The 23,862-nt window shown below is 39.8% G+C and carries 26 protein-coding genes; 19 read left to right on the forward strand and 7 right to left on the reverse strand.

Annotation, left to right across the window (positions count from 1 at the left end):
* Positions 1-31: 31 nt before the first annotated feature.
* From ABD010_RS09310 to sda, 5 genes are all read right to left on the reverse strand, one after another.
* Entirely contained in the window at positions 32-508 is a 477-nt protein-coding gene (locus ABD010_RS09310; RefSeq protein WP_343812355.1) for a Na+/H+ antiporter subunit E, read from the reverse strand.
* Between the two features lie 7 nt (positions 509-515).
* A complete protein-coding gene (locus tag ABD010_RS09315) occupies positions 516-1,991 on the reverse strand; it encodes a Na+/H+ antiporter subunit D (RefSeq protein ID WP_343812356.1) in 1,476 nt (491 codons plus the stop codon).
* Entirely contained in the window at positions 1,984-2,322 is a 339-nt protein-coding gene (locus ABD010_RS09320) for a Na(+)/H(+) antiporter subunit C (RefSeq protein WP_343812357.1), read from the reverse strand. Before ABD010_RS09320 ends, ABD010_RS09315 begins: the two co-directional genes overlap by 8 nt.
* Positions 2,323-4,659, reverse strand: coding sequence for a hydrogen gas-evolving membrane-bound hydrogenase subunit E (gene mbhE / locus ABD010_RS09325; protein ID WP_343812358.1), 2,337 nt, complete (start codon positions 4,657-4,659; stop codon positions 2,323-2,325).
* A 189-nt stretch (positions 4,660-4,848) separates the two neighbouring features.
* Entirely contained in the window at positions 4,849-4,989 is a 141-nt protein-coding gene (gene sda, locus ABD010_RS09330; RefSeq protein WP_343812359.1) for a sporulation histidine kinase inhibitor Sda, read from the reverse strand.
* A gap of 652 nt (positions 4,990-5,641) precedes the next feature.
* On the opposite strand from sda, the gene ABD010_RS09335 reads away from it, so the two are divergent.
* The 11 genes from ABD010_RS09335 (at position 5,642) to ABD010_RS09385 (ending at position 14,250) form a co-directional block, all read left to right on the forward strand.
* Complete coding sequence (locus tag ABD010_RS09335; RefSeq protein WP_343812360.1) at positions 5,642-6,160, forward strand: YqeG family HAD IIIA-type phosphatase; 519 nt, start codon at positions 5,642-5,644, stop codon at positions 6,158-6,160.
* On the forward strand, positions 6,161-7,261 hold the full coding sequence (gene yqeH / locus ABD010_RS09340; RefSeq protein ID WP_343812361.1) for a ribosome biogenesis GTPase YqeH: 1,101 nt from the start codon (positions 6,161-6,163) through the stop codon (positions 7,259-7,261). It abuts the gene before it with no gap.
* 12 nt (positions 7,262-7,273) lie between these two features.
* Positions 7,274-8,119: a shikimate dehydrogenase gene (aroE, locus tag ABD010_RS09345; RefSeq protein ID WP_343812362.1), complete on the forward strand. Its 846-nt coding sequence runs from the start codon at positions 7,274-7,276 to the stop codon at positions 8,117-8,119.
* Position 8,120: 1 nt separating this feature from the next.
* Positions 8,121-8,411 carry a ribosome assembly RNA-binding protein YhbY gene (gene yhbY, locus ABD010_RS09350; protein ID WP_343812363.1) on the forward strand — a complete coding sequence of 97 codons (291 nt, stop codon included), beginning with the start codon at positions 8,121-8,123 and terminating at the stop codon, positions 8,409-8,411.
* Between the two features lie 12 nt (positions 8,412-8,423).
* On the forward strand, positions 8,424-8,990 hold the full coding sequence (locus ABD010_RS09355) for a nicotinate-nucleotide adenylyltransferase (protein WP_343812364.1): 567 nt from the start codon (positions 8,424-8,426) through the stop codon (positions 8,988-8,990).
* On the forward strand, positions 8,980-9,555 hold the full coding sequence (gene yqeK / locus ABD010_RS09360; RefSeq protein WP_343812365.1) for a bis(5'-nucleosyl)-tetraphosphatase (symmetrical) YqeK: 576 nt from the start codon (positions 8,980-8,982) through the stop codon (positions 9,553-9,555). The genes ABD010_RS09355 and yqeK overlap by 11 nt, the downstream gene beginning before the upstream one ends.
* Before the next feature lie 4 nt (positions 9,556-9,559).
* Positions 9,560-9,916 carry a ribosome silencing factor gene (rsfS, locus tag ABD010_RS09365; protein ID WP_343812366.1) on the forward strand — a complete coding sequence of 119 codons (357 nt, stop codon included), beginning with the start codon at positions 9,560-9,562 and terminating at the stop codon, positions 9,914-9,916.
* A gap of 1 nt (position 9,917) precedes the next feature.
* Positions 9,918-10,676, forward strand: a complete 759-nt coding sequence (locus ABD010_RS09370; protein WP_343812367.1) for a class I SAM-dependent DNA methyltransferase — start codon at positions 9,918-9,920, stop codon at positions 10,674-10,676.
* A gap of 102 nt (positions 10,677-10,778) precedes the next feature.
* The gene (locus ABD010_RS09375; protein ID WP_343812368.1) at positions 10,779-11,366 is read left to right on the forward strand and encodes a helix-hairpin-helix domain-containing protein; all 588 of its coding nucleotides are present in this window, start codon (positions 10,779-10,781) and stop codon (positions 11,364-11,366) included.
* Between the two features lie 31 nt (positions 11,367-11,397).
* On the forward strand, positions 11,398-11,961 hold the full coding sequence (locus tag ABD010_RS09380; RefSeq protein WP_343812369.1) for a ComE operon protein 2: 564 nt from the start codon (positions 11,398-11,400) through the stop codon (positions 11,959-11,961).
* A 9-nt stretch (positions 11,962-11,970) separates the two neighbouring features.
* Entirely contained in the window at positions 11,971-14,250 is a 2,280-nt protein-coding gene (locus ABD010_RS09385; protein WP_343812370.1) for a DNA internalization-related competence protein ComEC/Rec2, read from the forward strand.
* Between the two features lie 107 nt (positions 14,251-14,357).
* Here the strand turns inward: ABD010_RS09385 and ABD010_RS09390 are convergent, their stop codons facing one another.
* A complete protein-coding gene (locus tag ABD010_RS09390) occupies positions 14,358-14,492 on the reverse strand; it encodes a YqzM family protein (protein ID WP_343812371.1) in 135 nt (44 codons plus the stop codon).
* A gap of 307 nt (positions 14,493-14,799) precedes the next feature.
* On the opposite strand from ABD010_RS09390, the gene holA reads away from it, so the two are divergent.
* Positions 14,800-15,822, forward strand: a complete 1,023-nt coding sequence (gene holA, locus ABD010_RS09395) for a DNA polymerase III subunit delta (RefSeq protein ID WP_343812372.1) — start codon at positions 14,800-14,802, stop codon at positions 15,820-15,822.
* Positions 15,823-15,927: 105 nt separating this feature from the next.
* Here the strand turns inward: holA and rpsT are convergent, their stop codons facing one another.
* Positions 15,928-16,194, reverse strand: a complete 267-nt coding sequence (gene rpsT / locus ABD010_RS09400; protein ID WP_343812373.1) for a 30S ribosomal protein S20 — start codon at positions 16,192-16,194, stop codon at positions 15,928-15,930.
* 171 nt (positions 16,195-16,365) lie between these two features.
* Between rpsT and gpr the strand changes: the two genes are divergently transcribed.
* The 7 genes from gpr (at position 16,366) to hrcA (ending at position 23,800) form a co-directional block, all read left to right on the forward strand.
* On the forward strand, positions 16,366-17,460 hold the full coding sequence (gene gpr / locus ABD010_RS09405) for a GPR endopeptidase (protein WP_343812615.1): 1,095 nt from the start codon (positions 16,366-16,368) through the stop codon (positions 17,458-17,460).
* 118 nt (positions 17,461-17,578) lie between these two features.
* Complete coding sequence (gene spoIIP / locus ABD010_RS09410) at positions 17,579-18,757, forward strand: stage II sporulation protein P (RefSeq protein ID WP_343812374.1); 1,179 nt, start codon at positions 17,579-17,581, stop codon at positions 18,755-18,757.
* Between the two features lie 21 nt (positions 18,758-18,778).
* Positions 18,779-19,078 carry a hypothetical protein gene (locus ABD010_RS09415; RefSeq protein WP_343812375.1) on the forward strand — a complete coding sequence of 100 codons (300 nt, stop codon included), beginning with the start codon at positions 18,779-18,781 and terminating at the stop codon, positions 19,076-19,078.
* A 5-nt stretch (positions 19,079-19,083) separates the two neighbouring features.
* Positions 19,084-19,353, forward strand: coding sequence for a hypothetical protein (locus tag ABD010_RS09420; protein WP_343812376.1), 270 nt, complete (start codon positions 19,084-19,086; stop codon positions 19,351-19,353).
* Between the two features lie 294 nt (positions 19,354-19,647).
* Positions 19,648-21,456 carry a translation elongation factor 4 gene (lepA, locus tag ABD010_RS09425; protein ID WP_343812377.1) on the forward strand — a complete coding sequence of 603 codons (1,809 nt, stop codon included), beginning with the start codon at positions 19,648-19,650 and terminating at the stop codon, positions 21,454-21,456.
* Between the two features lie 78 nt (positions 21,457-21,534).
* Entirely contained in the window at positions 21,535-22,692 is a 1,158-nt protein-coding gene (gene hemW / locus ABD010_RS09430) for a radical SAM family heme chaperone HemW (protein ID WP_343812378.1), read from the forward strand.
* A gap of 76 nt (positions 22,693-22,768) precedes the next feature.
* Positions 22,769-23,800: a heat-inducible transcriptional repressor HrcA gene (hrcA, locus tag ABD010_RS09435; RefSeq protein ID WP_343812379.1), complete on the forward strand. Its 1,032-nt coding sequence runs from the start codon at positions 22,769-22,771 to the stop codon at positions 23,798-23,800.
* Positions 23,801-23,862 lie beyond the last annotated feature (62 nt).

The following is a 23,862-nucleotide window of genomic DNA, read 5'->3' on the forward strand; positions in this document are numbered from 1 at the left end:
ATTATATTTTGTGTAACCTGAACTATTCCGTTCACCGTGTCACCTCCATAATGGCTTTTTCAAATGTATCTTTAATGGAACTAATTTCATCATTAATATCATCGATGTCCATTGCATGAATGTAGATATGGGTATTGTCCTCCGATATAGCGACAGATAAGGTGCCTGGTGTGAGTGTAATCAAGTTGGCCAGAAGCGTAATTTCCCAATTGCTTGTCAACTCGGTTGGCAGGGCAAATATTCCGGGCTCAAACTCTGGTTTTGGATTGTAAACGAGTTTGACAATATCAATATTTGAAATGATCAATTCCTTAATAAATAACATGATCAACATCAAAATTTTATAAACCCGTTTCAGATAAAATGTATCCGGTATAAAACGGTTTAATAAAAATAATAAACCTAAACCAAGAATATAGCCCGTTACAAAACTGGCTGCAGTAAATGTTTCACTTAGAAACATCCACATTACTGCAATTATTAAATTTATTAATATTTGAAAAGCCATCTGATTTTCACTCCTTCAGTACGGAATCGATATAAATTTCCGGGTCAAGCAAATAGGCAGAGATATTTTCGATAGATGGGTAGATGAATTCTGCACCTACACCAAGGAAAACTGATATCGCTACTAAAAACGCGATTGGTCCAATTAATCCTTTTGTTGGCTTTGGTTTAAATGATTCATCTTTTACACCCCAGAAACCTTTAATAAATATTTTCATAATGGAGTAAAGGATTAGCAGACTGCTGATCAGCGCAATAATAACAATGGCAATTTCATCACCTGATAATGCCCCGGTAAGCAGGAGCAGTTTCCCTATAAATCCGCTAAATGGCGGTATTCCCGCAAGAACAAAAGCGGATATAAACAGAAGCCAACCCAAGACTGGATAATAGTGAATTAACCCGCTGAACTTCCTTAAATCGGATGTTCCTGCTACATATGCAACCGTGCCGGCAATAAGAAATAATGCGGCCTTAATAATCATATCGTGAACCAAATAGTAAATAGATCCACTGACTGACGTTTCATTGAAAACACCGATTCCCAAAATGATAAACCCAATCGCCGGTATAATGTTATAGGCGATGATCAATTTAATATTATTTGTTGATAATGCTCCAATCACACCAAAAATCATCGATAATCCTGCAATCCAGATAAAAACTTCATGGGTAAGTTCAATTTTATATACAAAAATTAATGAAAATACCCGGATAATGGAGTAGATCCCGACTTTGGTAAGCAGGGCACCAAATAATGCTGAAATAACTGGATTCGGTTTAACATAAGGACTAGGCATCCAATAATACAAAGGAAATAATGCCGCTTTTGTGGCAAAAACAAAGAATAACAGAATTCCTATTGTTGTCAGAATACCTTGTTGATCGACTTCCTGTACGCGCAATGCAATTTGTGCCATGTTGACGGTGCCAACCGTTGCATACAAGAAGGCAACAGCGGTTACAAACAGGATGGAAGAAAATAGGTTTATTAATACATATTTTATCGATTCCCTTAGTTGAACTTTATCGCCACCCAGGACAATTAGTGCGTAAGAAGCCATTAACAGCACTTCAAAAAACACAAACAAGTTAAAAATATCTCCTGTCAGAAAGGCACCCGAGACCCCGGTTATCAGAAAGAAGAAGAAGGAATAAAAATAATACTGTTCTTTTCTGTCTGAAAGGGAGTGAGGCGCAAAAAATGCGCATGCAGCCGCAATGATGTTCGTGGTAAATACCAGCAGGATAGACAGTGAATCGGCGACCAGAATAATGCCATATGGTGCCGGCCATGCCCCGGTTTCCAGAATGATGGAGCCTGTGGTATAAACTGTAAACAGGACATAACCGGACACCAGCAGGTTAATTGTAATGAACACTTTTGCCAGTGAACGTACAAGTGTTAGTTTTTTTGGGAAAAATGCCAGTATAATCCCTGAAAGTAATGGAATGATGATTGGCAATACTGCTAAATTACTCATGTTCGTTACCCCTTAATTCTTCCATATTATCTGTATTATTTTCATTTGCTGTCCGGTAAGCAAGCACTATGACCAGACTGGTAACTCCAAAACTGATTACGATGGACGTTAGGATCAGTGCCTGCGGAAGCGGATCCACATAGTTTTCAACACCTTCTGTCAAAATCGGCGGTTGTCCGCGTTTTAGTTTTCCCATCGTCAGTATGAACAAGTGTGCTCCATGTGATACGAGCCCAGTACCAATAACAATACGCAGCAGCTGTTTTTGCAGCAGATTGTAGATGCCTGTAGCAAATAAAAGTCCGGCGAGAATTGATGTGATAATTTCCATTTATTTCGCCCCCTTATTATTTTTCAAATTGATGAGGCTGAAAATAGCCAGTGCAGCGATGCCAAGTACAGTTATTTCGAATAATGTATCAAGTCCGCGCATATCGACGAGGATCACATTAACAATGTTGTCCCCTCCGCCAAGTGAGTGCGATGTCTTAATAAAGTATTCTGAAATGGTTCCAAACCAGTCCGTACTGTGTGCGGAAATACCTATCAGCGTCAGAATGGAACCAAATCCGACTGAAATAATCGTATTAACCGCTTTGGATCCTGCAGTTTCGCCGCGGTCCCGCATCATAGGCAGATGATAAAAGCAAAGTAGGAATAATACGACAGTAACTGTTTCAATGATCAGCTGTGTCAGGGCAAGGTCAGGTGCCCTGTATATAACAAACAGGATGGAAATTCCATAGCCGACAACACCGAGCAACAAAATAGCTGACAGGTTACGCCTTGCAAAGATTGTCGCAATTGCGGAAACCGTCATAACGATCGTAACGGCAACTTCAATTGCTGTTACTGGAGCAAGATCATTGAAACGGATGGTAAAACCATCGGTAATTATCATAAATGCATACGTAACTATGCAAGTTGTTCCCAAAATAATCGCCATATACAGGCGCAATGATCCAGTCATGTAAAAGTTTGTAACCTTGTTAGAATAAACATCGGTTTTATCCAAAAGGGAGTCGTATAGTTTATTGGCACTCAGTTTCCCAGGCAAGAAATTGTAAACACCGCTCCATTTGTTTCTGGTTAGAACTAGTATTGCGCCCAGTCCTACCACACCCAGGGACATTAGAAATGCAGGTGCATTCCATCCGTGCCAGAACTTAACATGGGTAACAACTTCATTTCCAAATACAGCTTCAGCCGCATGCGTAAGAAAAGTACCGTTGACAGCATTCGGGAAAATCCCGATTAAAATTACGCCAAGCACCAGAATAAGTGGCGCTGCCAGCATTCCAAAAGGTGCTTCATGTGGTTTCTTTGGAAGTTTGTCCATTTGTTTGCGGCCGGTGAAAATGCCAAAAAAGAAATACAGTGAATACACAAACGTGAAAATACTTCCTAACACTGCCAGGTAAGGAATGGCCTGCGCCAGCATGTGTGCCGTACTGCCGACTCCTTCCGATAAGTCCAGGGAAGATCCGAAAAACAACTCCTTGCTGTAGAAGCCATTAAGGAATGGCAGCGGAACTCCCGCCATGGAAAATGTGCCAAACAGCGCCAATGTTGCTGTCATCGGCATTAGTGTCAGCAACCCGCCCAGTTTCCGAATATCTCTTGTGCCTGTTTCATGGTCGATTATGCCGGCAACCATGAACAGACTGCCTTTAAATGTGGCATGGTTTAAAATATGAAATACCGCTGCATAAACGGCAACTTGTGTGCCAAATCCAAGCATGGCCATAATCATACCAAGCTGACTTATAGTGGAAAATGCCAGAATTGCTTTTAAATCCGTTTGTCTTACCGCCATATAGGAGCCCCAGCAAAGGGTGACAATCCCCATAATGCTTACGATGATCAGGAACCATTCATAGTTTGAAAAAATTGGTGAAAAACGTGCTACCAGGAACAGCCCGGCTTTAACCATTGTGGCTGAGTGGAGGTAGGCACTGACCGGTGTTGGTGCTTCCATCGCATCAGGCAGCCATATGTGGAATGGGAATTGTGCCGATTTTGTAAATGCCCCCAAGAGGAGAAAACCAAGAATCAAAGGCAAATACGGACTGTTTAAAATGATATCTGTTTGATCAATCATCGCCTGAATGCTTGCAGTACCTGTTATCACGTATAACAGTATAAACCCGCCGAACATACTTAATCCGCCGAAGATGGTAATCAGCAGGGATTTTAATGCCCCGTATCTTGACCGTTCATTAAAATGCCAATAGCCGATTAACAGGAATGATGAAATGGATGTTAATTCCCAGAATGAATACAAAACAAACACATTATCTGACAAAACAATTCCCAGCATTGCGGACATGAACATTAATAAGTAAACATAAAAATGTCCCAATCGTTCTGATTTATCCAGATAATAGATTGAATATAAAACAACAAGTGCCCCAATACCACTGATTAACAGGGCAAAAAGTAGACTGAGTCCATCAAGATAAAAATCAAAATTGATATGTAATGATGGAACCCACTGATAAGTTTGTCTGACAGGAGAAAAACCGTCTCCTACAAAACGAATGAAGTACAGAAAAATGAAAAAGGGAATAAAAAAAACGAAAATACCAGTATGAATTTTATGTTTTAGTTTACTTAATGCGGGAATAAAGCAAGCTAGTAAAAGCGGGATAAGTACTATGTAAATCATCTGATGTTTTCCTCCTAAAAAGGGATGTTTATTTTTTATAAGTAATAGTGTTTAGAATATCTTACAGTTGATTATTGACCTGGGAAAACGATTATAAAAAAATATAATTCACCAAAATCAGCTTACCATAAACTTAAGCTGGATAAAATAAAAAAACCCTATCATTAAAATGATAAGGATCAGATTTCATCAACCTGTATTTTTAATTTTGTGTGCCAGTGATCGATTATTGATTTCCTGTTTAATAAGATAAACAAAATCAGGGCTTAAATTTAATTCATTTGCTTTATGATACGATTCAAGCAGCAGTTCATCTGACAAATGTTCCAAAAATACAGCCCCCAATCATGTACAGATAGGTTATTTGTTATTATTTAATCTACCATGAAATGATAGCCTGGACAAGGCTTCAGTTATCTACAAAGGGTTGTAGATAACATGTGTATAAAAAGGAAATATCTACGAAAAATGTTGATTTTTCAGTGTGGATAATGTGAATAAAGTTATCCACAATTCGAAATTTGAAGGAAATTGTCGAACGGTTTTTGACATATTTGACTAATATTATGACATAAAGACGAATTACGTCATTGTTCGTTAACGGTTTAAGAACATAAGCAGCTGCTTAGCTGGATTAACTACTGCATGGAGAGAAGTAATGGATGAGGTAGGTTTTTTAGTTCCCGATAAGTTGAACTAACATTTAGAAGGGGAAACCACTCCTCTAAATGAAAGTTTCACTTTACCGCAGTTTGACGGGCAGTAATCCCCCCCGCCAGAGTATCTAAAGATAGCTTGGATAAATTTGGTGTAAACTGCCCGTACAAGCCCGATAAGTTCAACTAACATTTAGAGGGGAAAACCACCCCTCTAAATGAAAGTTTCACTTTATATTTATGGAAAGTTATTATACGATTGAGTTATACTGTTGAATTGTGTATATACATACAGAATTTTTGCAAGTCATAATGAGGTGTGATCAGTGCTGAAGAAGTTTTTGCCGAATGAGCATGTGAAATCCATTTTTGATGTTCATCCGGTTGTTTTGCGGAAAAAGGGTATAAAAGGGATTATAACGGATTTGGATAATACCTTGGTTGCCTGGGATGTCCGTGATGCAACACCGGAAGTGATTCAATGGTTTAAACAGATGAAAGAACACGATATAAAAGTTACCATTATCTCAAATAATAAACAGGAACGCGTCAAAATTTTTTCCGAACCGCTGGACACTCCATTTGTCTTCAGTGCCAGAAAACCGTTAAGTCATGCATTTAAAAGTGCTGCCAGGGAAATGAATGTAAAAAAAGAGGAGGTCGCTGTTATCGGCGATCAACTTTTGACAGATGTATTGGGCGGAAATTTTGCGGGATTTTATACCATTTTGGTTGTCCCAATCGTAAAGACAGATGGTAAACTAACCCGTATTAATCGTAAAATAGAGCGAAGAATTTTAAGTTATATGCGGAAGAAAGGAAAAATTACCTGGGAGGAAGAATAAATGGAAGAATTAATTTGTCAAGGTTGTGGAGCCCAAATTCAGACCACAGATCCGGACCAAATTGGCTATACACCGAAATCGTCGCTTGATAAAGAAGTCGTCCTTTGTCAGCGGTGCTTTCGCCTGAAACATTACAACGAAATTCAGGATGTTTCGGCAACAGACGAGGATTTTTTGCAGATGGTCAGTGAAATTAGAGAAAAAGAAGGAATCGTCGTTCATCTTATCGATATTTTCGATGTGGAAGGAAGTATGCTGAAAAGTCTGTCAAGAATTATCGGAGATAAGCCGGTAATATTGGCGGGCAATAAAATGGATTTGTTACCGAAGTCCACAAACAAGCGAAAGCTAACGCAATGGCTGAGATCCAAGGCAAAAGACGTTGGTTTGATTGTGGAAGATGTATTTCTTATTTCCTCTGTTAAGGGATATGGTTTGAACGATTTAACCGAATCCATTGAATTTTACCGTGGCGGAAAGGATGTTTACATCGTCGGGACAACAAATGTTGGTAAGTCAACATTCATTAACCGGCTGATCCGACAGACAACTGGTGAAGATCATGTCATTACGACATCTTATTTTCCGGGAACAACGCTGGGATTTATCAGCATACCGCTTGATGACCAGTCATCCTTGATAGATACACCGGGTATCGTAAATCATGAGCAGATTGCCCACTATATTTCGGATAGTGATCTGAAAGTTATAACTCCAAAAAAAGAAATTAAACCGAGAGTATTTCAATTAAATTCCGGACAATCACTGTTCTTCGGTGGTCTCGGGAGGATTGATTTCATTAAAGGAGAACGGCAGTCGTTTGTTTGCTATTTCGCAAATAGTTTATCCATTCACCGTACAAAACTGGAAAATGCGGATAATTTGTATGCCGAGCATAAAGGGGGGCTGTTGTCTCCACCGGAAGCGGAGTCAATGGAAAATTTCCCGGAATTGAAAAAAAGCACCTACAGGATCAAAGAACAGAAAACAGATATTGTGTTTCCGGGGCTGGGATGGATCAGTTTGCCGGATGGAGAGGCAACTGTGGCTGCATACAGTCCCAAAGGTGTTCACTTATCATTGCGAAAATCATTTTTTTAGGGGGGAGTTACTTTGACATATCAATTAGGCCTGATTGGATATCCCATTCATCATTCACTTTCCCCATGGATTCATCAACAATTCCTGGCAAAATCCGGTTTGGAAGGGACGTATTCCATTATGGAAATCAGCCCGGAAGACTCATTTGAAACCGAATTGGGGAAATTAAAACGGAAAGGTCTGTCGGGTTTTAATGTAACGTTGCCATTTAAAAAAAAGATCATCCCCTGGCTTGACGGGATAGATCATCATGCTGAATCAATTGGGGCAGTTAATACAGTAGTGGTTAAGGATGGAAAATGGATTGGCTATAACACGGACGGAATAGGCTACTTTACTGCTTTGAAAAACAAATTTCCCGAACTTTGTGCTGATTCGGATATACGCATCATGATTATTGGAGCAGGCGGTGCGGCACGAGGCATCTATTACAGTCTGATAACGAATGGCTTTTCCCATGTGGACATAGCAAACCGTACCAGGGATAATGCAAAATCAATCGCGGATCTCAATAATTCAAGCAGAAGCTCTGCTGTATTTAATTTGTCCGACGCGCAGAACAATATCGGTAATTACGATCTCATCATTCAAACATCCTCAATTGGTATGAAGCCGAATGAAGGACGTGTTATAGTATCGGCAGAAGACGTAAAATCCGGTAGTGTCGTCAGCGATATTATTTACCAGCCAATTCATACAACGTTTCTTACACAGGCAGAACAGGCTGGGGCATATATACATTATGGACATACAATGCTGCTCTACCAGGCACAAGCTGCATTTCAGTTATGGACAAACCAGCTGGTTCCTGTCGGTAAAATGGATCAGGAGCTGCAATCTATTCTGGAAGGAAGATAACATGTTAACAGGTAAGCAAAAAAGATTTTTAAGAGCGGAAGCCAATACGATGAAGCCTATATTTCAAGTAGGAAAAACCGGTGTGAACGACAACATGATTACCCAAATTGATGAGGCGCTGGAAAAACGGGAACTTATTAAAGTCAGTATCCTGCAGAATTGTCTTGAAGACAAGCATACAGTTGCAGAACAGTTATCCAGTGGAGTTCAAGCGGAAGTTGTGCAGGTAATTGGAAACAATATTATTCTATACAAGGAATCGGAAGAGAATAAACATATTCAGCTTCCCTAAAGGAGACTCCCTATGAAACGTATTGGCATTTTAGGTGGTACGTTTGATCCGCCGCATATGGGACATTTAATTATAGCAGAAGAGGTTCGGAAGGCAATGGAGCTTGATGAAATTTGGCTGATTCCATCATTCGAACCACCACATAAAGACAGAGCCAAAACAGAAAGTACAAATCGGGTGGAAATGGTACGACTGGCCATCCAGGGGAATTCGGCATTTAAAATCTGCACGATAGAGGTAGACCGTTTAGGGAAATCATACACATTTGATACAATGGAGGCGTTAAGGTCAGAATTTCCAGAAGTTAGCTTTTACTTTATTATTGGGGCTGATATGGTGGAATTCCTGCCACACTGGGAAAATATTGACCATTTGATGGATCTTGTGAAGTTTGTCGGGGTACAGCGCAACGGATATCAACTGGAAACTGACTTTCCTGTAGAGGTGGTAGATGTGCCAATGATTGAAATATCTTCAACGATGATTCGACAACGGTTGTCCAATCATGGTTCGGTGAAATATCTCGTGCCTGATATTGTTGAATCTTATATAAAGGAGAACCATTTATATGAAAATTGATGAAGCTGTTGAAATTGTAAAACCACACTTGACGAAGAGCAGATTTGAACACACACTTCGGGTTGCGGATACAGCAGTGGAACTTACGGATGTATTCGGAGGGTCACGAGAAAAGATTGAACTTGCAGCAGTTTTTCATGATTATGCAAAATGCAAGCCGGCGGAAGAAATGAAACAGTTTATTCTGGAGTGTGATGAATTGCCAAATAATCTGCTGGACTATCACCATGAACTATGGCATGGTCCAGTTGCATCTGTTTTGATTGACCGCGAATATGGAATAATCGACGATGAAATAAAAAGTGCCATTTATTGCCATACGACAGGGAAGGAAAAGATGAGCAGAATGGACAGGATTATTTTTGTTGCAGATTACATTGAACCAGGCCGGTCATTTCCTGGAATTGATGAGGTGCGTAAGGCTGCCAGGTATGATTTACAACTGGCTTCCTGGATGGCATTGCGGAATACGATTCAGTTCCTTGTAAGCAAAAATGCTACAGTCTATCCAGACACATTTTATGCATATAATGAATTAACAAGACAAATTAATGGGGGTTATTAATTTCATGAATAATAATGAACTTGTGCAAAGGGCTGCAACTGCATGTGAAGACAAACGCGCGATGGATATTGTAGCATTGGACATGAAAGATGTTTCACTGATGGCAGATTATTTTCTTATTTGTCATGGAAGCAATGAGCGGCAGGTACAGGCAATTTCCAGGGCGATTAAGGAATCAATGGATGAGATAGATGTTTCCATCAAACGTTTGGAAGGTTATGAGCAAGCACGCTGGATTCTTGTTGATCTTGGTGATGTGGTGTGTCATATATTCCACAAGGATGAACGCTCTTACTATAACCTGGAGCGTTTATGGGGAGATGCATCCAAAATTGAACTGAATGTCGGTCAGAGCTGGTAATATGGAGGCTTATCATCAACTTGCAACTTTATATGATAAATTGATGGGTGATGCGCCATATGAACAATGGATTGATTTTGCTGAGAAAATATTCGGTCAATCAGGGAAAGATATAAAGACCATTGCGGATTTGGGCTGCGGAACAGGGCAAATAACAACGAAACTTGCTCAAAACGGATATGAAGTTTCTGGAGTAGACTATTCCGTGGATATGTTAAGTATTGCCAGAAAGCGAGCGGATCAGGAGAATGTATCCATTCAGTGGATACATCAAGACTTACAGCAGTTGGAAGGTCTGTATAATCTCGATGCTGCGATAAGCTTTTGTGATGTTATGAATTATATAACGGAAGAAAATGCGCTGCGCAGTGTATTTCATCGGGTTGCTGCATCGCTGAAAACAGGTGGTCTGTTCATGTTTGATGTGCATTCAGTTAATAAAGTCGTACAGTTTTATGTAAATAATACCTTTGCCGATGTTCAGGAAGACGTCTCATACATCTGGTTCTGCACTGCCGGGGAAGAACCAGGTGAAATGTATCATGATCTTACATTTTTTGTTTCCGATGGTAAAAAATATGATCGTTTTGAAGAATTTCATCATCAGCAAACGTATTATGTTGATTTTTATAAAAAACTTTTAGATGAAGCCGGTTTTGAAATTTCCGGTTTGTACGGGGACTTTTTAATAAACTCTGATTTTAATGAAGAACAGGTAGAACGAATTTTTATTATCGCTGAAAAACAGCCGGAGAAATAACAATTTCCGGTTGTTTTTTTAAAAAGAGGATTTTTCGGATTAGTGTCGAATAAGTAATTATTATCTTTTTCCCTCTATTTTCCCTGAAGGATGTGAAAAGCGGTGCTCGACTTCCTCAAGAAAAATTCCCCCTTTATCGTAATCGGAGTCGTAATTGTTTTCATTTTTTTTATAAATAATGATAAAGTGAAAGAAAATGATGCCCATTCCAATGAAGTTTCTCTGCAAACACAATCTGCTGATGAGATAAAGGAGAAAAGTGTGTCTTCCATGGCCGTTGTTGATGTCAAGGGCTCTGTTGTGAATCCCGGCGTTTACGAAGTCAGTTTGGATTCACGGGTGAATGATGTTATTGCACTTGCGGGCGGTTTCACAAAACATGCAGATCAGACTATGGTAAATCTCGCACAAAAGGTGCAGGATGAAATGATTATCCTAATTCCAAAAACCGGAGATTCAACTGTACAAGCAAACCAAACCGGCGGCAGCGGATCAGAAAAAATAAGAATCAACTATGCCTCACAGGAGGAGATTGAAACATTGAATGGAATTGGTCCGTCGAAAGCACAGGCTATCATCCAGTATCGGGAAGAATTTGGACTGTTTCAGTCAACGGAGGATCTGCTTGAAGTTCCTGGGATAGGCGAAATTACGCTTCAAAATTTAGAAGATAGCATCCAAATTCCATAATAAACAGAATTAATTAAAGGTGGGATACATAATGGAAAGAATCTCCTGGAATCAATATTTTATGGCGCAAAGTCATTTGCTTGCATTAAGAAGCACCTGTACACGACTTATGGTCGGAGCAACCATTGTCAGAGAGAAGCGAATCATTGCTGGTGGGTATAATGGCAGTGTTTCCGGAAGTGTTCATTGTATCGATGAAGGCTGTTATGTCATTGATGGCCATTGTGTTCGAACCGTGCATGCTGAAGCAAATGCATTGCTTCAATGTGCCAAGTTTGGTGTACCGACTGAGGGAGCCGAGATTTATGTAACACATTTTCCCTGTCTGCAATGCTGCAAGCAAATTATCCAGGCAGGAATCAAGAGGATCTATTATGCAACCGATTATAAAAATCATCCTTATGCCAGGGAATTATTTACTGATGCCGGCGTAGAAACTGAGAAGGTTGAACTGTCAGCGATTGCGCTTGACACCCAGTTTAAAGAAAAAGAACAATACATCAACCATCTGTTGAATGAACTGCATAATCAAACGGATGACAATGAAACGTATGACGAGTTGAAAGCTGAAGCGAAATCACTATTTAATATATAGGTGACCGGTGTGAAAGGGTATTGGCATTTTCCCGCACTGGCAGCAGTAAGCAGTTTCCTGGCGATTGTCATCCAAAGTGAAGTGATTGTCATATTTTTCTTCCTTTGGCTGGCAATCATGTTGTACGGAGGACGCATGCCGATAATCCCGGTTGTGTTGTCAATTATATCTTCTGTCTCTTTTTATTTTTGGATTCCGGATCTTGCTGAACTTACTGTAACTGAAAATAAGATGATTAATGAAACCATAGAGATAAGTGGCCGAATCTCAGGACCTGTTCATGAAACGGATCAAAAAGTTGATTTTATATTCAATCAGTATAAGACAAATACGAAATACCAAGCCGTATATTTTAAAAATGGGAATAATGGAGACTTCGGCAATTTTAGATATGGTGCACAATGCACAGTTTCCGGAACTCCGGAATTACCATCCACTGCCAGAAATCCCGGGCAATTTGACTACCGGAAATTTCTTCTCTCCAAAGGAATCACACACCAATTAATAATCGCATCACTTACTGACGTGGAATGTGATGGAGCTTCCCTTTTTGACAACTTATATGAAATTCGCAGCAATTTGATTGAATATGTAACCACCAATGTAAGCCCTGCTACCGCAGCTTGGATGAACGCCCTGGTACTAGGTGAAGATTCACAACTTAATGAAGATACAATCGCATTATTTCAGCGTTGGAATTTGTCCCACATTCTGGCCATTTCTGGCCTGCATATCGGATTGATTGTCGGTCTGGTATATTTTCTCCTTGTTAAGCTTTCCGTTTGCACGAAAGAGAAAGCACAATCCATTATTATTTGTTTTCTGCCGGTATATGCATTTCTTGCCGGGGGTGCACCATCCGTCTGGCGGGCAAGTATGATGGTTGTGCTGTTCCTCTTGTTTTCCAGAGTGGGATTAAAAATTAGTGTGACAGACGTATTAAGTATTGTTTTTCTTGCGTTGATTATTTTCAACAGATTTATTGTCTACAGTGTCGGTTTCCAGCTGTCCTTTCTTGTCACATTTGGTTTATTGCTTTCCAGTCGGTGGTTTTTGCAGTCAAAGTCGGGTCTTTGGACAGTATTGAAAATCAGTTTTGTTGCTCAAATGCTGATCCTTCCACTGCAAATTATATATTTTTCAAACTTCCATCCGTTGTCCATCCTGGTAAACCTTGTCGTTGTTCCGTATTTTTCCTTTATTGTGATTCCGTTTTTGTTTGTGATGATGCTTTTGTCTCCATTAGCGATTTTCACCCCTATGATGGATCGTGTGTTTTCAAGTATTCATCCGATTGTTATCGGATTAATTTCCAAAATAGATCAAGTTGCTTATTTTCCGTTTGTAATCGGTAGTTTTTCATTGTTTGCTTCTGCTGTGTATTATTTGGTGTATCAGGCATTTATGCATAATTTGCAGGTCGCCAAACTGAAACACGCTTTTCGATACGGATGTTGTTTGACATTGCTGATCATTATCGTCGCCATCAGACCTTATTTTTCACCGGTTGGGAAAGTAACGATGCTGGATGTTGGGCAGGGAGATGCGATGGTAATTGAATTACCATATCGCAAAGGAGTTATTATAATTGATGCCGGAGCTAAAATGTCTTTTGAGAACAAGCAGCCTACAGATGCCGTTTACCAGCAGATCATTAAGCCATTTTTATATGAAAAAGGAATCCGTAAAATTGATGCAGTATTTATCAGTCATGCGGATACGGATCACATGGGCAGCATTCCATTTCTTATAAAGGAAATGAATGTCGAAAAGGTGATTGTCAGTAACTATTACGAATTTGATCGAACAATGCTTAAACTGCTGGAGTCGTCTGACACACCAGTGATACGGGCTGGATTTGAAGAGGCTGTTACCGTAGGGCGGCAGTCATTTCAAGTGCTTTCACCGGATTCAGATCGGGGAACAACGAATGAGAACTCGCTTGTGCTGTACAGCATCATTGGCGGGAAATCCTGGCTGTTCACTGGAGATATAGGCAACGAAACCGAAAAGGACATCATTTCCAATTACCCCGATTTAACAGTTGATGTGCTGAAAGTGGCCCATCATGGCAGTGATTCATCGACTGATCCGGTTTATTTAAATCAAATTCAGCCAACGGTTGCCATGATCTCAGCTGGAGTAAATAATTCATATGGACACCCGCATGATGAAGTGCTTACGGAATTAGAAAAAGTAAAATCGATTATAATCAGAACCGATAAAAAAGGTGCGATTCAGTATATTTATGAGGATGACAATGGAACATTTATGACTTACTTGCCATAAGCTGAAGCAGATGACGGTTACTTCATCATAAGAAATAATAAAAGAGACTGGAAATTATCCGTCTCTTTGTGCTTCGGGCTTTATTTACATGGAAGCGCTACATTTTCTCAGGAACCTACAACACTTATGGTTACACCAATTGCAAATATCAGGACAAAAAACACGAATGAGAATGTGAAGCCCTTAATTGAATCAACAACATCATTGTTTTTGGATTGTACATCTTTTTCAAATTCGTTCATATTTACCCCTCCTATACAAATTTAAGTATAAATGAATTACATAAAAAAATCCACCGAAGATTTATACGCAATGAATTCCCACCAATATTAGAAAGAGTTAACATCTATACTTTTCGGCTTGATGGTCAACCTATAAGTACATTCAAATATCGTTTGAAATGCAGTTCCTAGGGCTGGATTTTGAACGTTTAAATAGATCATGGAGGGAAATTGCAGCTCCAATTTTCCTCCAGTTTTTTTATGAATTGCTTGCTATCCATCTTTGAACGATTTACGATTAAATATATCGTAAATTGGGGTGAAATGCATGACATATACTGAAGTTTTGCGGCAGACTAAAAAGAAGCAAATCGTACCAGCATACTTATTATACGGAACCGAATCCTACTTCATTCAAAATATACTTAAATCCATTACAAAAGCGGTTATCCCTGATGATAATAACGAAAATTTATCGGTATATGATTTGGAGGAGACCCCTGTACAGGAGGTGGTTACAGATGCTGAAACGTTTCCGTTCTTCGGTGAAAAGAAACTGATTATTGCACATAATCCATCGTTTTTGAAAGCGAAACCGGACAAACTTCCTTTTGAGCATGATCTGGACAGGCTAGCGCAATATTTGGAACAGCCGGTTGATTTTTCTGTGGTTGTGTTCATCGCACCATATGAAAAAATTGATACACGGAAAAAAATCAGCAAGGCCTTTAAAAAAAATGGAACCGTAGCAGAGTGTATGCCTGTAAAGGATTATGAAATTGGAAAATGGATTGAGGACCTTGTTAAAAGCATGAACATCACCATTGATAAGAAGGTATTTGAGATATTGGAAACTGAGTTATCCAGTGACTTGCATTTGCTGCAAAATGAAGTAACCAAACTCGCCTTGTATGCAGGAGATGGCGGACATGTAACTGCAGAATCGGCAGAAAATCTGATATCCCAATCCACCAACAATTCGTCATTGCGACTGGTCGATGCAGTAATCGAAGCAAATTTGCACAAAGCAATTTTCATATATAAAGGTCTGGAAAAAATGAATGAAGAGCCTATTGCAATGATTGCGTTATTAGCATTTCAGTTCCGCACGATTCTTCGGGTTAAACTTCTTAAACAAAAAGGATACAGTCAATTCCAGATGCAAAAACAGCTTTCCGTTCATCCATATGTTGTTAAAATTGCCATGAACCGGGAACGCCAATTTTCAGTCAGGCGACTTGAGGAAATTATGGATAAGTTAACAGAAGCGGATGCGTCCATCAAACGGGGGCAAATGGAGAAAGAACTTGCTTTCGAATTGTTGCTGTATGAAATTATTCAACCAGCGTAATAATTTTTTGGTTGTCGGTAAGTGGAAGATACAGTGGCTGAGGGTCTAACAAAGACGAGAAAACATAAAAAACGATCCTGTACAAGGGATCGTTTTTTATGTTTATTATGCACCAAGCTGGTTAACCTTTTTAGTCAATCTTGATTTTTGGCGGTTTCCATTATTTTTATGGACGACACCCTTTTGGATTGCTTTATCAATTTTCTTAACTGCCAGGTTCAATGCAGGTTTTGCATTTTCCGCATCTTTTGCCTCAATTAATTTCTCGACACGTTTGATTTGGGTACGCATATCCGATTTGAACTGCAAATTTTGGTCATGTTTCGTTCTATTCGTATCTACGCGTTTTATTGCTGATTTAATATTAGCCATTGTTTCACCTCCTAAAACAACAACGTTTCATTATTTATGAACAAATGACATTTTACCAAAGGAAGACAACCTTTTCAATAGCTGCATTACAACATCGCTGTATGTTTTCATGCTTAATGGTTAAGTCTATTTCATAGAGGAAATTAATCCTGGTGAGAAGGAGTCTTTATGATGAGTAATGAAGAATATCAGGTAAGAACAGATTTGGCTGTCGAAGCGAAGGATATGTATGTGGAAAAAGAAGAAAATAAACAACAACAGGAAATAAACGGAGTTACGGTAAAAGAACGCGAAGAAAGCAACATCCGCATATCAAATGTTGAGGTGGATGACGAAGGGTCAAAGCTTATCGGTAAGAAGCCCGGAACGTATATTACCATCTATGCGGACGGTGTAAAACGACAGGATACAAAACGACAGGAAGCTGCTGCAAAAATATTCGCAGAGGAACTGAAAAAACTTATTGACGAGGAAGGTTTACCGGCAAATGCAAATGGATTGATTGTGGGTCTGGGAAACTGGAATGTTACCCCAGATGCACTCGGACCAATGAGTGTGGAAAAAGTTCTTGTAACCAGTCATTTATTCCAAATGGATCATGAATCGGTGTCTGATGGGTATCGACCTGTTGCAGCAGTTACTCCAGGGGTAATGGGAGTAACGGGGATGGAAACAAGTGATATCATTTTCGGGATTGTAGAAAAATTCAATCCGGATTTTGTGATTGCTATTGATGCGCTGGCGTCCAGGTCGATTGAACGGGTTAATGAGACAATTCAGATTGCCAATTCAGGTATTCATCCGGGATCGGGTGTTGGCAATAAACGAAAGGAACTGAGCAAAGAAACATTGGGCATACCAGTATTTTCCATAGGGGTCCCGACCGTAGTGGATGCTGTGACCATTACCAGTGACACGATTGATTATCTCTTAAAACATTTTGGACGCGAATGGCGGGAAAAAGACAACCCGTCCAAGTCACTTACCCCCGCTAGCATGACATTTGGTGATAAAAAATTTACGGAAGATGATTTACCTGATGACGAACAGCGAAAAACTGTTTTGGGTATCGTTGGTGGGCTATCAGAAGATGATAAACGAGCATTGATTAAAGAAGTGCTCACACCTATCGGCCACAATCTGATGGTTACACCCAAGGAAGTAGATGGATTCATGAAGGATATGGCTACACTGCTTGCCACCGGTTTAAATGCTGCCATGCATGAAAAAGTTACTGTTGAAAATTTTGCGTCGTACACGAGGTAGGTTTTTCCCTGCCTCGTTTCTCTATTAATTCTGTTAATTCATCAGAATGTGTTCTAGTTTCTGAAGATATTTCATAGATTTTACTATGAAAGAGTTCTTCAGAAGGAGTGGAACTAAGATGTCAGGAAACAGACCGGATCATAAAAACCGGAGAGGGTTTAAGCAGTTATATAAAAGAAGTGGCGTTTATGTGATTTCATTTCTTATTTTATTCGTTGTTATTGGCCTGCTGACAACAGTTGCCCCGGCATATCGTATTTCATCGGAAACAATATCCGATTGGACGAGTGAGATTGAAAGCACAACGTTTTTATATTTGCTGGGAATGGAGAACCGGGCGTTCAGGGAGGCGTATCCGAGTGACAAACCATTACCTGACTTGCCGGACACTTTTTTCCAAATGGCAACTAGTATAAAGCCGAACGATCCTAGAAGTCTGCTTGGTAAGGAAATTCCAGGCATGACGAACTTTGCATATGAAATAATTGTGGCAGGTGAAGGGACAAATTATACGAATCTGCCAATCGAATCGTCACCGCCAGTTGATGAAGCGCTGGAAGACAGAAAAGCGGTTGTAAGCGAATCGGAAAAGAACAAAGGTTCAAAAGACGATAATAAAAAAGATGAACAGCATTCTACCGGTAATAGGGAAGTTGTTTTTCTTTACAATACACATAATACCGAATCCTTTTTACCGCACTTGCCCGGAGTCAAGGACAAGGATTTAGCCCATCATAAAAAAGTAAATGTTACAAAAATCAGTGATTATTTAGCCAAAAAACTAGAGCAGAATGGTATTGGTACAACGGTTGCTGATGAAAATATAATGGGTATTTTAAATGAAAAGGGCTGGGAATACTGGCAGGCATATGATGCATCACGAAACGTGGTGAAAAAGGCTTTTTCCCAAAATAATGACTTGCAATACGTTATCGATATACATCGTGACGGTCAGTCAAGGGACATAACAACAACAGAAATAGATGGAAAGACTTACGCCCGCGTTATGTTCGTTGTTGGCGGGGAATTTGAAGATTACAAACAAAATCTTAAATTGGCGGATAAACTGCATAAGCTTATTGAAAAAAAATACCCTGGTTTGAGCAGAGGATATATCGTTAAAAAAGGTGAAGGCAGCAATGGAGTATACAACCAGGATTTATCAGGAAACGCACTCCTGATTGAATTTGGCGGAGTTCATAATACGATGGAGGAATTACACCGTACTGCAGATGCGGTAGCAGATATTTTTAGTGACTATTATTGGGATGCTGAAAAAGTCAGTAACCCGAAATAACTGGTGAAGGAGGTTGTCAACATGCGTTCGATTTTGGTTCTATTGTTATTGGTTGTTTTCTTTTTGACGGGATTAGTGCTTGGCATGGATCGCGGCGGTGAAACCGATATGCGGCAGGAGGACACAGTAAAACAGAAACAATTAAAGGATGTACAGGTTGTAAAAGTCAATCAACGGACAACAGATGAAAAAGTATTGAAAGCAGAACAACCTCCCAATTTAACGCAAAAAATAGCCAGCTTCCTGGAAAGTACGGTAAAAGGATTCTATAACATTGTAGTTGACGTAATTTACGGATTTATTCACGTTTTATTTGACTAGGATTAATGAAAGTTCTCAAAAAAATTTTGCTGCCTGTTAACCACGTATTTGAACTAAACTGCGAATTAACTGCTGGAATGTTTTCTATAAGCATGTCCGCTTCTCACCCTGCCGTCCGGGATCGTCCGTTTTTCTACAACGATTTTGATTCAATAGCGATCTTTTTTGCGGGGAGTGTAACACCACTGAATTTGCTTGCAATACGACGAGCACAAGGAGGCTCATCAGCCGCCCATGGTAAAGAAGACACAGCAAAAGTGATTTTCTTGAGCTGATGTCGCACTTATGCTGAAAGTGAATGCGACGTGTATTTCCGCAGCGGTGGTAGAACATCATACTATGTCGCAGTTTATGCATTTTTCGTCAAACAAATTTTATAACGAAAATAACCTTCAGAAAATGTTAAAGTTGCTGAACTCTTCATGTGGAAGACGGCTAATTATGGCATTTTCAAATGGGTGTTTCCGCTTTTGTTCTTGAATGTAAGTGGTGCAATTGCTATAATCAATCCTAGCTGTTGACGTCTGAAAGCAAACTATTTTATAGATACGTAGGAGTGAACGTCACGAATGGTTAAAAAACAAAGTCACGTGCGGAATTTTTCGATTATAGCACATATTGATCACGGTAAGTCCACATTGGCTGACCGGATTCTTGAAAATACCAAAGCATTATCACAACGCGAAATGAAGGAACAATTTCTGGATGCCATGGACCTGGAGCGTGAACGCGGTATCACAATTAAGCTCAATGCTGTTCAACTCCATTATGATAGTAAAAGTGGCGAAGAATATACGTTTCATTTAATTGATACACCGGGACATGTCGATTTTACATATGAAGTTTCAAGAAGTCTTGCCGCGTGTGAGGGAGCAATTCTGGTTGTTGATGCGGCACAGGGAATAGAGGCTCAAACACTTGCAAATATCTATTTGGCTTTGGATAATGAATTGGAAATTATACCGGTCATTAATAAGATTGATTTGCCAAATGCCGATCCTGACAGGGTGGCTCAGGAACTGGAAGATGTGGTTGGACTTGATAAAGACGATGTTATTCTTGCTTCGGCTAAAGACAATATCGGGGTTCCGGAAATTTTGGAGCGTATAATTGATACGATTCCTGCACCGTCCGGAAATGATGCAGATCCGTTAAAAGCTCTCATATTTGATTCCTTATATGACCCATATCGGGGAGTAATTGCTTACGTATGTATCAAAGAGGGTTCCGTGAAAATCGGCGATAAAATCAGGATGATGGCTACCGGAAAAGAATTTGAAGTAAATGAAATTGGTGTGTTCACACCAAAACCGGTTGCCAAGGATGAATTAACTGTTGGAGACGTTGGATTTCTGACAGCATCGATTAAAAATGTGGGAGACAGCCGTGTCGGGGATACGGTCACACTTGCTGATAATCCTGCAGATCAACCACTTCCGGGATATCGCCGGTTGAACCCAATGGTGTTTTGCGGATTGTTTCCGATTGATTCAAATAAATACAATGATTTGCGGGAGGCATTGGAACGGCTGGAGTTAAATGATTCATCATTGCAATATGAGGCAGAGACATCGCAAGCACTGGGCTTTGGTTTTCGCTGCGGGTTTCTGGGCTTGTTACATATGGAAATCATTCAGGAGCGGATTGAACGGGAATTTAATATTGAATTAATTACGACTGCACCGAGTGTAATATATGAAGTGGAACAGACCGATCATGAAACGGTCGAAGTTGATAATCCGTCAGTGATGCCGGATCCGCAGCTGATCAGTGAAGTCAGAGAACCATTTGTAAAGGCAACAATCATGGTACCGAACGATTTTGTCGGTCCAGTAATGGAAATCGCCCAAAAAAAACGCGGGCAGTTTGTTGATATGGAGTACCTTGATGAAATTCGGGTTAATATTGTTTATCATATTCCACTTTCCGAAATTGTCTATGACTTTTTTGATCAGCTGAAATCACAAACGAAGGGATACGCTTCTTTTGATTATGATTTGATTGGTTACAGAACGTCCAACCTGGTTAAAATGGACATATTGTTGAACGGGGATACAATTGATGCCTTATCATTTATTGTTCACCGGGATTTCGCCTATGAACGTGGGAAACATATAGTCGACAAACTGAAGGATCTTATTCCAAGGCAGCAATTTGAAGTACCGGTTCAGGCAGCTATCGGTAATAAGATTATCGCGCGTTCGACGATAAAAGCAATGAAAAAGAATGTTTTATCCAAATGTTATGGCGGCGATATTTCCCGTAAACGTAAACTTCTGGAAAAGCAGAAAGAAGGAAAGAAACGGATGAAAATGGTTGGGTCTGTCGAAGTGCCTCAGGAAGCGTTTATGGCAGTTCTGAAGATGGACAATGATTAAGACGGACGGGAAACAGAGTTGAGTATTGTTCAGCCACCGGGGTTTCTTCGGTGGCTGAATGTATTGGGAGAGGATAAGATGGTTAATTCCGTTTATATCCATATACCATTCTGCCAGCAAATTTGTCATTACTGCGATTTTACGAAGTTCTTTTATAATGAAAGATTGGCTACAGAATATATGGAAGCACTGACAAACGAAATCAACACTAACATTCATGGAAAGAAGCAAAAGGTTAAAACAATTTTTATTGGCGGGGGAACACCTACAGCGTTGAATATGAAGCAGCTCCGTTCGTTGCTGGAGCTTATTGATCATAAATTTGACGTCGCGAATTGTGAGGAATACACAATCGAAGGAAATCCGGGCGACTTTGAGGTAGAGAAAGTCAGGCTGCTGAAAAGTTATGGCGTGAACCGCATTTCATTGGGGGTACAGGTCTTTGATGATCAGATGCTTGAAGAATTGGGCCGTCTGCACAAAGTAAAGGATGTTTATCACACAATCAACCTGCTGCAGCGAAATGGTTTTTCAAATATCAGTATTGATTTGATTTATGCATTGCCGAATCAGACGGTGGATCAGTTTCAGAAATCACTCGAAGAAGCTGTCTCATTTGATCTCCCGCACTATTCGACGTACGCATTGCAAATTGAACCCAAAACCGTATTTTATCAGCGTCATAAAAAAGGGAAACTGCACCGCCCGCCGCAGGAAGCAGAAGTCCAGATGTATGAAATTCTAAAAAGCACGATGCGGGGGAATAATATCAACCAGTATGAAATCAGTAATTTTGCGAAGAACGGGTTTGAAAGCAAGCACAATCTGACCTACTGGAACAATGAGCATTATTATGGGTTTGGCGCAGGCGCACACGGGTATCTGCCTGGGAGGAGAACCGGAAATATCCGTCCGCTTCCCGCTTATAACAAGAAGGCCATGAGCGACGGAAAACCGATATTATCAATAGAGGAAATCGGGCTGAAAGAAATGGTGGAAGAAGAGATGTTTCTTGGATTGCGTAAGTTGAGCGGGATTAACCAGCAGCATTTCAGGGACAAGTTCGGTTTTTCCTGTGACAGCTTGTATGGGGGTGCTATTTCAAGTCTTGTTAAAAAAGGATGGCTTGCTGAACAGCAGGGGAATTATTGCCTGACTGACGATGGGCTTTTATTCGGAAATGAAGTGTTTGCGGAATTCCTGCTTGAGGAAGAAGATTTGAAGCTTGTCCGTTGACAAAAAAATACGGATTTGATAATTTATTATTAGCATTAGCACTCGGTGATTGAGAGTGCTAACAGAGGTGATCATCATGTTAACAGAAAGACAATTAATGATTTTGCAGGTCATTATTGATGATTTCATCGAGTCAGCACAGCCGGTTGGTTCACGTGCGATTTCCAAAAAGAGCAATATTTCTTTCAGTTCAGCAACCATTCGAAACGAAATGGCAGATTTGGAAGAAATGGGATTCCTGGAAAAAACACACTCATCGTCTGGGCGAGTTCCTTCTGAAAAAGGATATCGTTATTATGTAGATCATTTAGCAGCACCAAGAAGTTCGGGGAGTGATACCAAGCTCATTCATAATTCAGTTCAGGACGGATTTTTCGAATTTGAACAGATTGCACAAAAATCTGCAGAAATTCTGTCTGACATTACGAATTATACGTCAATCATTTTAGGCCCGGAAGTACTGGATACTAAACTGAAACAATTGCAGATTGTTACACTGTCAAAGCAAAACGCGGTCGTCATACTTGTTACGGATAACGGCCATGTTGAGCATCGGTCATTTTCCATACCGGAAGAAATTAGTTCATCCGATTTGGAAAAAATGGTTAACATTCTCAATGATCGTTTACGCGGTGTACCACTTATTCAACTGCCGGAAAAGCTTAACTCTGAAATTGTCATGTTGATGAAAAGATATATTTCAGATTTTGAAAAATCGTTTAATTATATAAAGCAGGCATTTTTTAATGAAAATCCAGTCAAATTATATTTTGGTGGTAAAACCAATATTTTAACACAGCCTGAATTTAATGATATTAATAAAGTTCGTTCATTTTACTCCATGATGGAAAATGAAAATGAGATCGCCAGGCTGCTTAAAGAAACGCATAATGGGATTAAAGTTACGATTGGTCACGAAAATAAAGCGGATGCCATAAAGGATCTCAGCCTGATTACTGCAACGTACCAGTTGAACGGCGAGCAGATGGGAACCATTGCAATCATTGGACCGACACGCATGGAGTATAAAAGGGTAATAAGCCTGTTAAATACATTGTCCCATGAAATGTCTGATGCTTTATATTTGTGGAATAAAAATAATGAATAATACTGCTACTAAAAGGGTACATCGATTTGGTGGGACTTCTCCCATCAATTCTTCATGTGTAT

The organism is Virgibacillus siamensis (genome assembly GCF_039522605.1).
Taxonomy (GTDB): domain Bacteria; phylum Bacillota; class Bacilli; order Bacillales; family Amphibacillaceae; genus Lentibacillus; species Lentibacillus siamensis.

Excerpts from the sequence above, each read along its gene's own strand:
- ABD010_RS09390 (WP_343812371.1), bottom strand. The coding sequence starts at position 14,492 with ATGAACGAATTTGAAAAAGATGTACAATCCAAAAACAATGATGTTGTT.
- yhbY (WP_343812363.1), top strand. The coding sequence starts at position 8,121 with ATGTTAACAGGTAAGCAAAAAAGATTTTTAAGAGCGGAAGCCAATACG.
- rsfS (WP_343812366.1), top strand. The coding sequence starts at position 9,560 with ATGAATAATAATGAACTTGTGCAAAGGGCTGCAACTGCATGTGAAGAC.
- ABD010_RS09320 (WP_343812357.1), bottom strand. The coding sequence starts at position 2,322 with ATGGAAATTATCACATCAATTCTCGCCGGACTTTTATTTGCTACAGGC.
- ABD010_RS09355 (WP_343812364.1), top strand. The coding sequence starts at position 8,424 with ATGAAACGTATTGGCATTTTAGGTGGTACGTTTGATCCGCCGCATATG.
- ABD010_RS09380 (WP_343812369.1), top strand. The coding sequence starts at position 11,398 with ATGGAAAGAATCTCCTGGAATCAATATTTTATGGCGCAAAGTCATTTG.
- ABD010_RS09415 (WP_343812375.1), top strand. The coding sequence starts at position 18,779 with ATGCGTTCGATTTTGGTTCTATTGTTATTGGTTGTTTTCTTTTTGACG.
- rpsT (WP_343812373.1), bottom strand. The coding sequence starts at position 16,194 with ATGGCTAATATTAAATCAGCAATAAAACGCGTAGATACGAATAGAACG.
- ABD010_RS09370 (WP_343812367.1), top strand. The coding sequence starts at position 9,918 with ATGGAGGCTTATCATCAACTTGCAACTTTATATGATAAATTGATGGGT.
- yqeK (WP_343812365.1), top strand. The coding sequence starts at position 8,980 with ATGAAAATTGATGAAGCTGTTGAAATTGTAAAACCACACTTGACGAAG.
- ABD010_RS09420 (WP_343812376.1), top strand. The coding sequence starts at position 19,084 with ATGAAAGTTCTCAAAAAAATTTTGCTGCCTGTTAACCACGTATTTGAA.
- ABD010_RS09310 (WP_343812355.1), bottom strand. The coding sequence starts at position 508 with ATGGCTTTTCAAATATTAATAAATTTAATAATTGCAGTAATGTGGATG.
- holA (WP_343812372.1), top strand. The coding sequence starts at position 14,800 with ATGACATATACTGAAGTTTTGCGGCAGACTAAAAAGAAGCAAATCGTA.
- hemW (WP_343812378.1), top strand. The coding sequence starts at position 21,535 with ATGGTTAATTCCGTTTATATCCATATACCATTCTGCCAGCAAATTTGT.
- gpr (WP_343812615.1), top strand. The coding sequence starts at position 16,366 with ATGAGTAATGAAGAATATCAGGTAAGAACAGATTTGGCTGTCGAAGCG.
- hrcA (WP_343812379.1), top strand. The coding sequence starts at position 22,769 with ATGTTAACAGAAAGACAATTAATGATTTTGCAGGTCATTATTGATGAT.
- spoIIP (WP_343812374.1), top strand. The coding sequence starts at position 17,579 with ATGTCAGGAAACAGACCGGATCATAAAAACCGGAGAGGGTTTAAGCAG.
- ABD010_RS09315 (WP_343812356.1), bottom strand. The coding sequence starts at position 1,991 with ATGAGTAATTTAGCAGTATTGCCAATCATCATTCCATTACTTTCAGGG.
- yqeH (WP_343812361.1), top strand. The coding sequence starts at position 6,161 with ATGGAAGAATTAATTTGTCAAGGTTGTGGAGCCCAAATTCAGACCACA.
- lepA (WP_343812377.1), top strand. The coding sequence starts at position 19,648 with ATGGTTAAAAAACAAAGTCACGTGCGGAATTTTTCGATTATAGCACAT.
- mbhE (WP_343812358.1), bottom strand. The coding sequence starts at position 4,659 with ATGATTTACATAGTACTTATCCCGCTTTTACTAGCTTGCTTTATTCCC.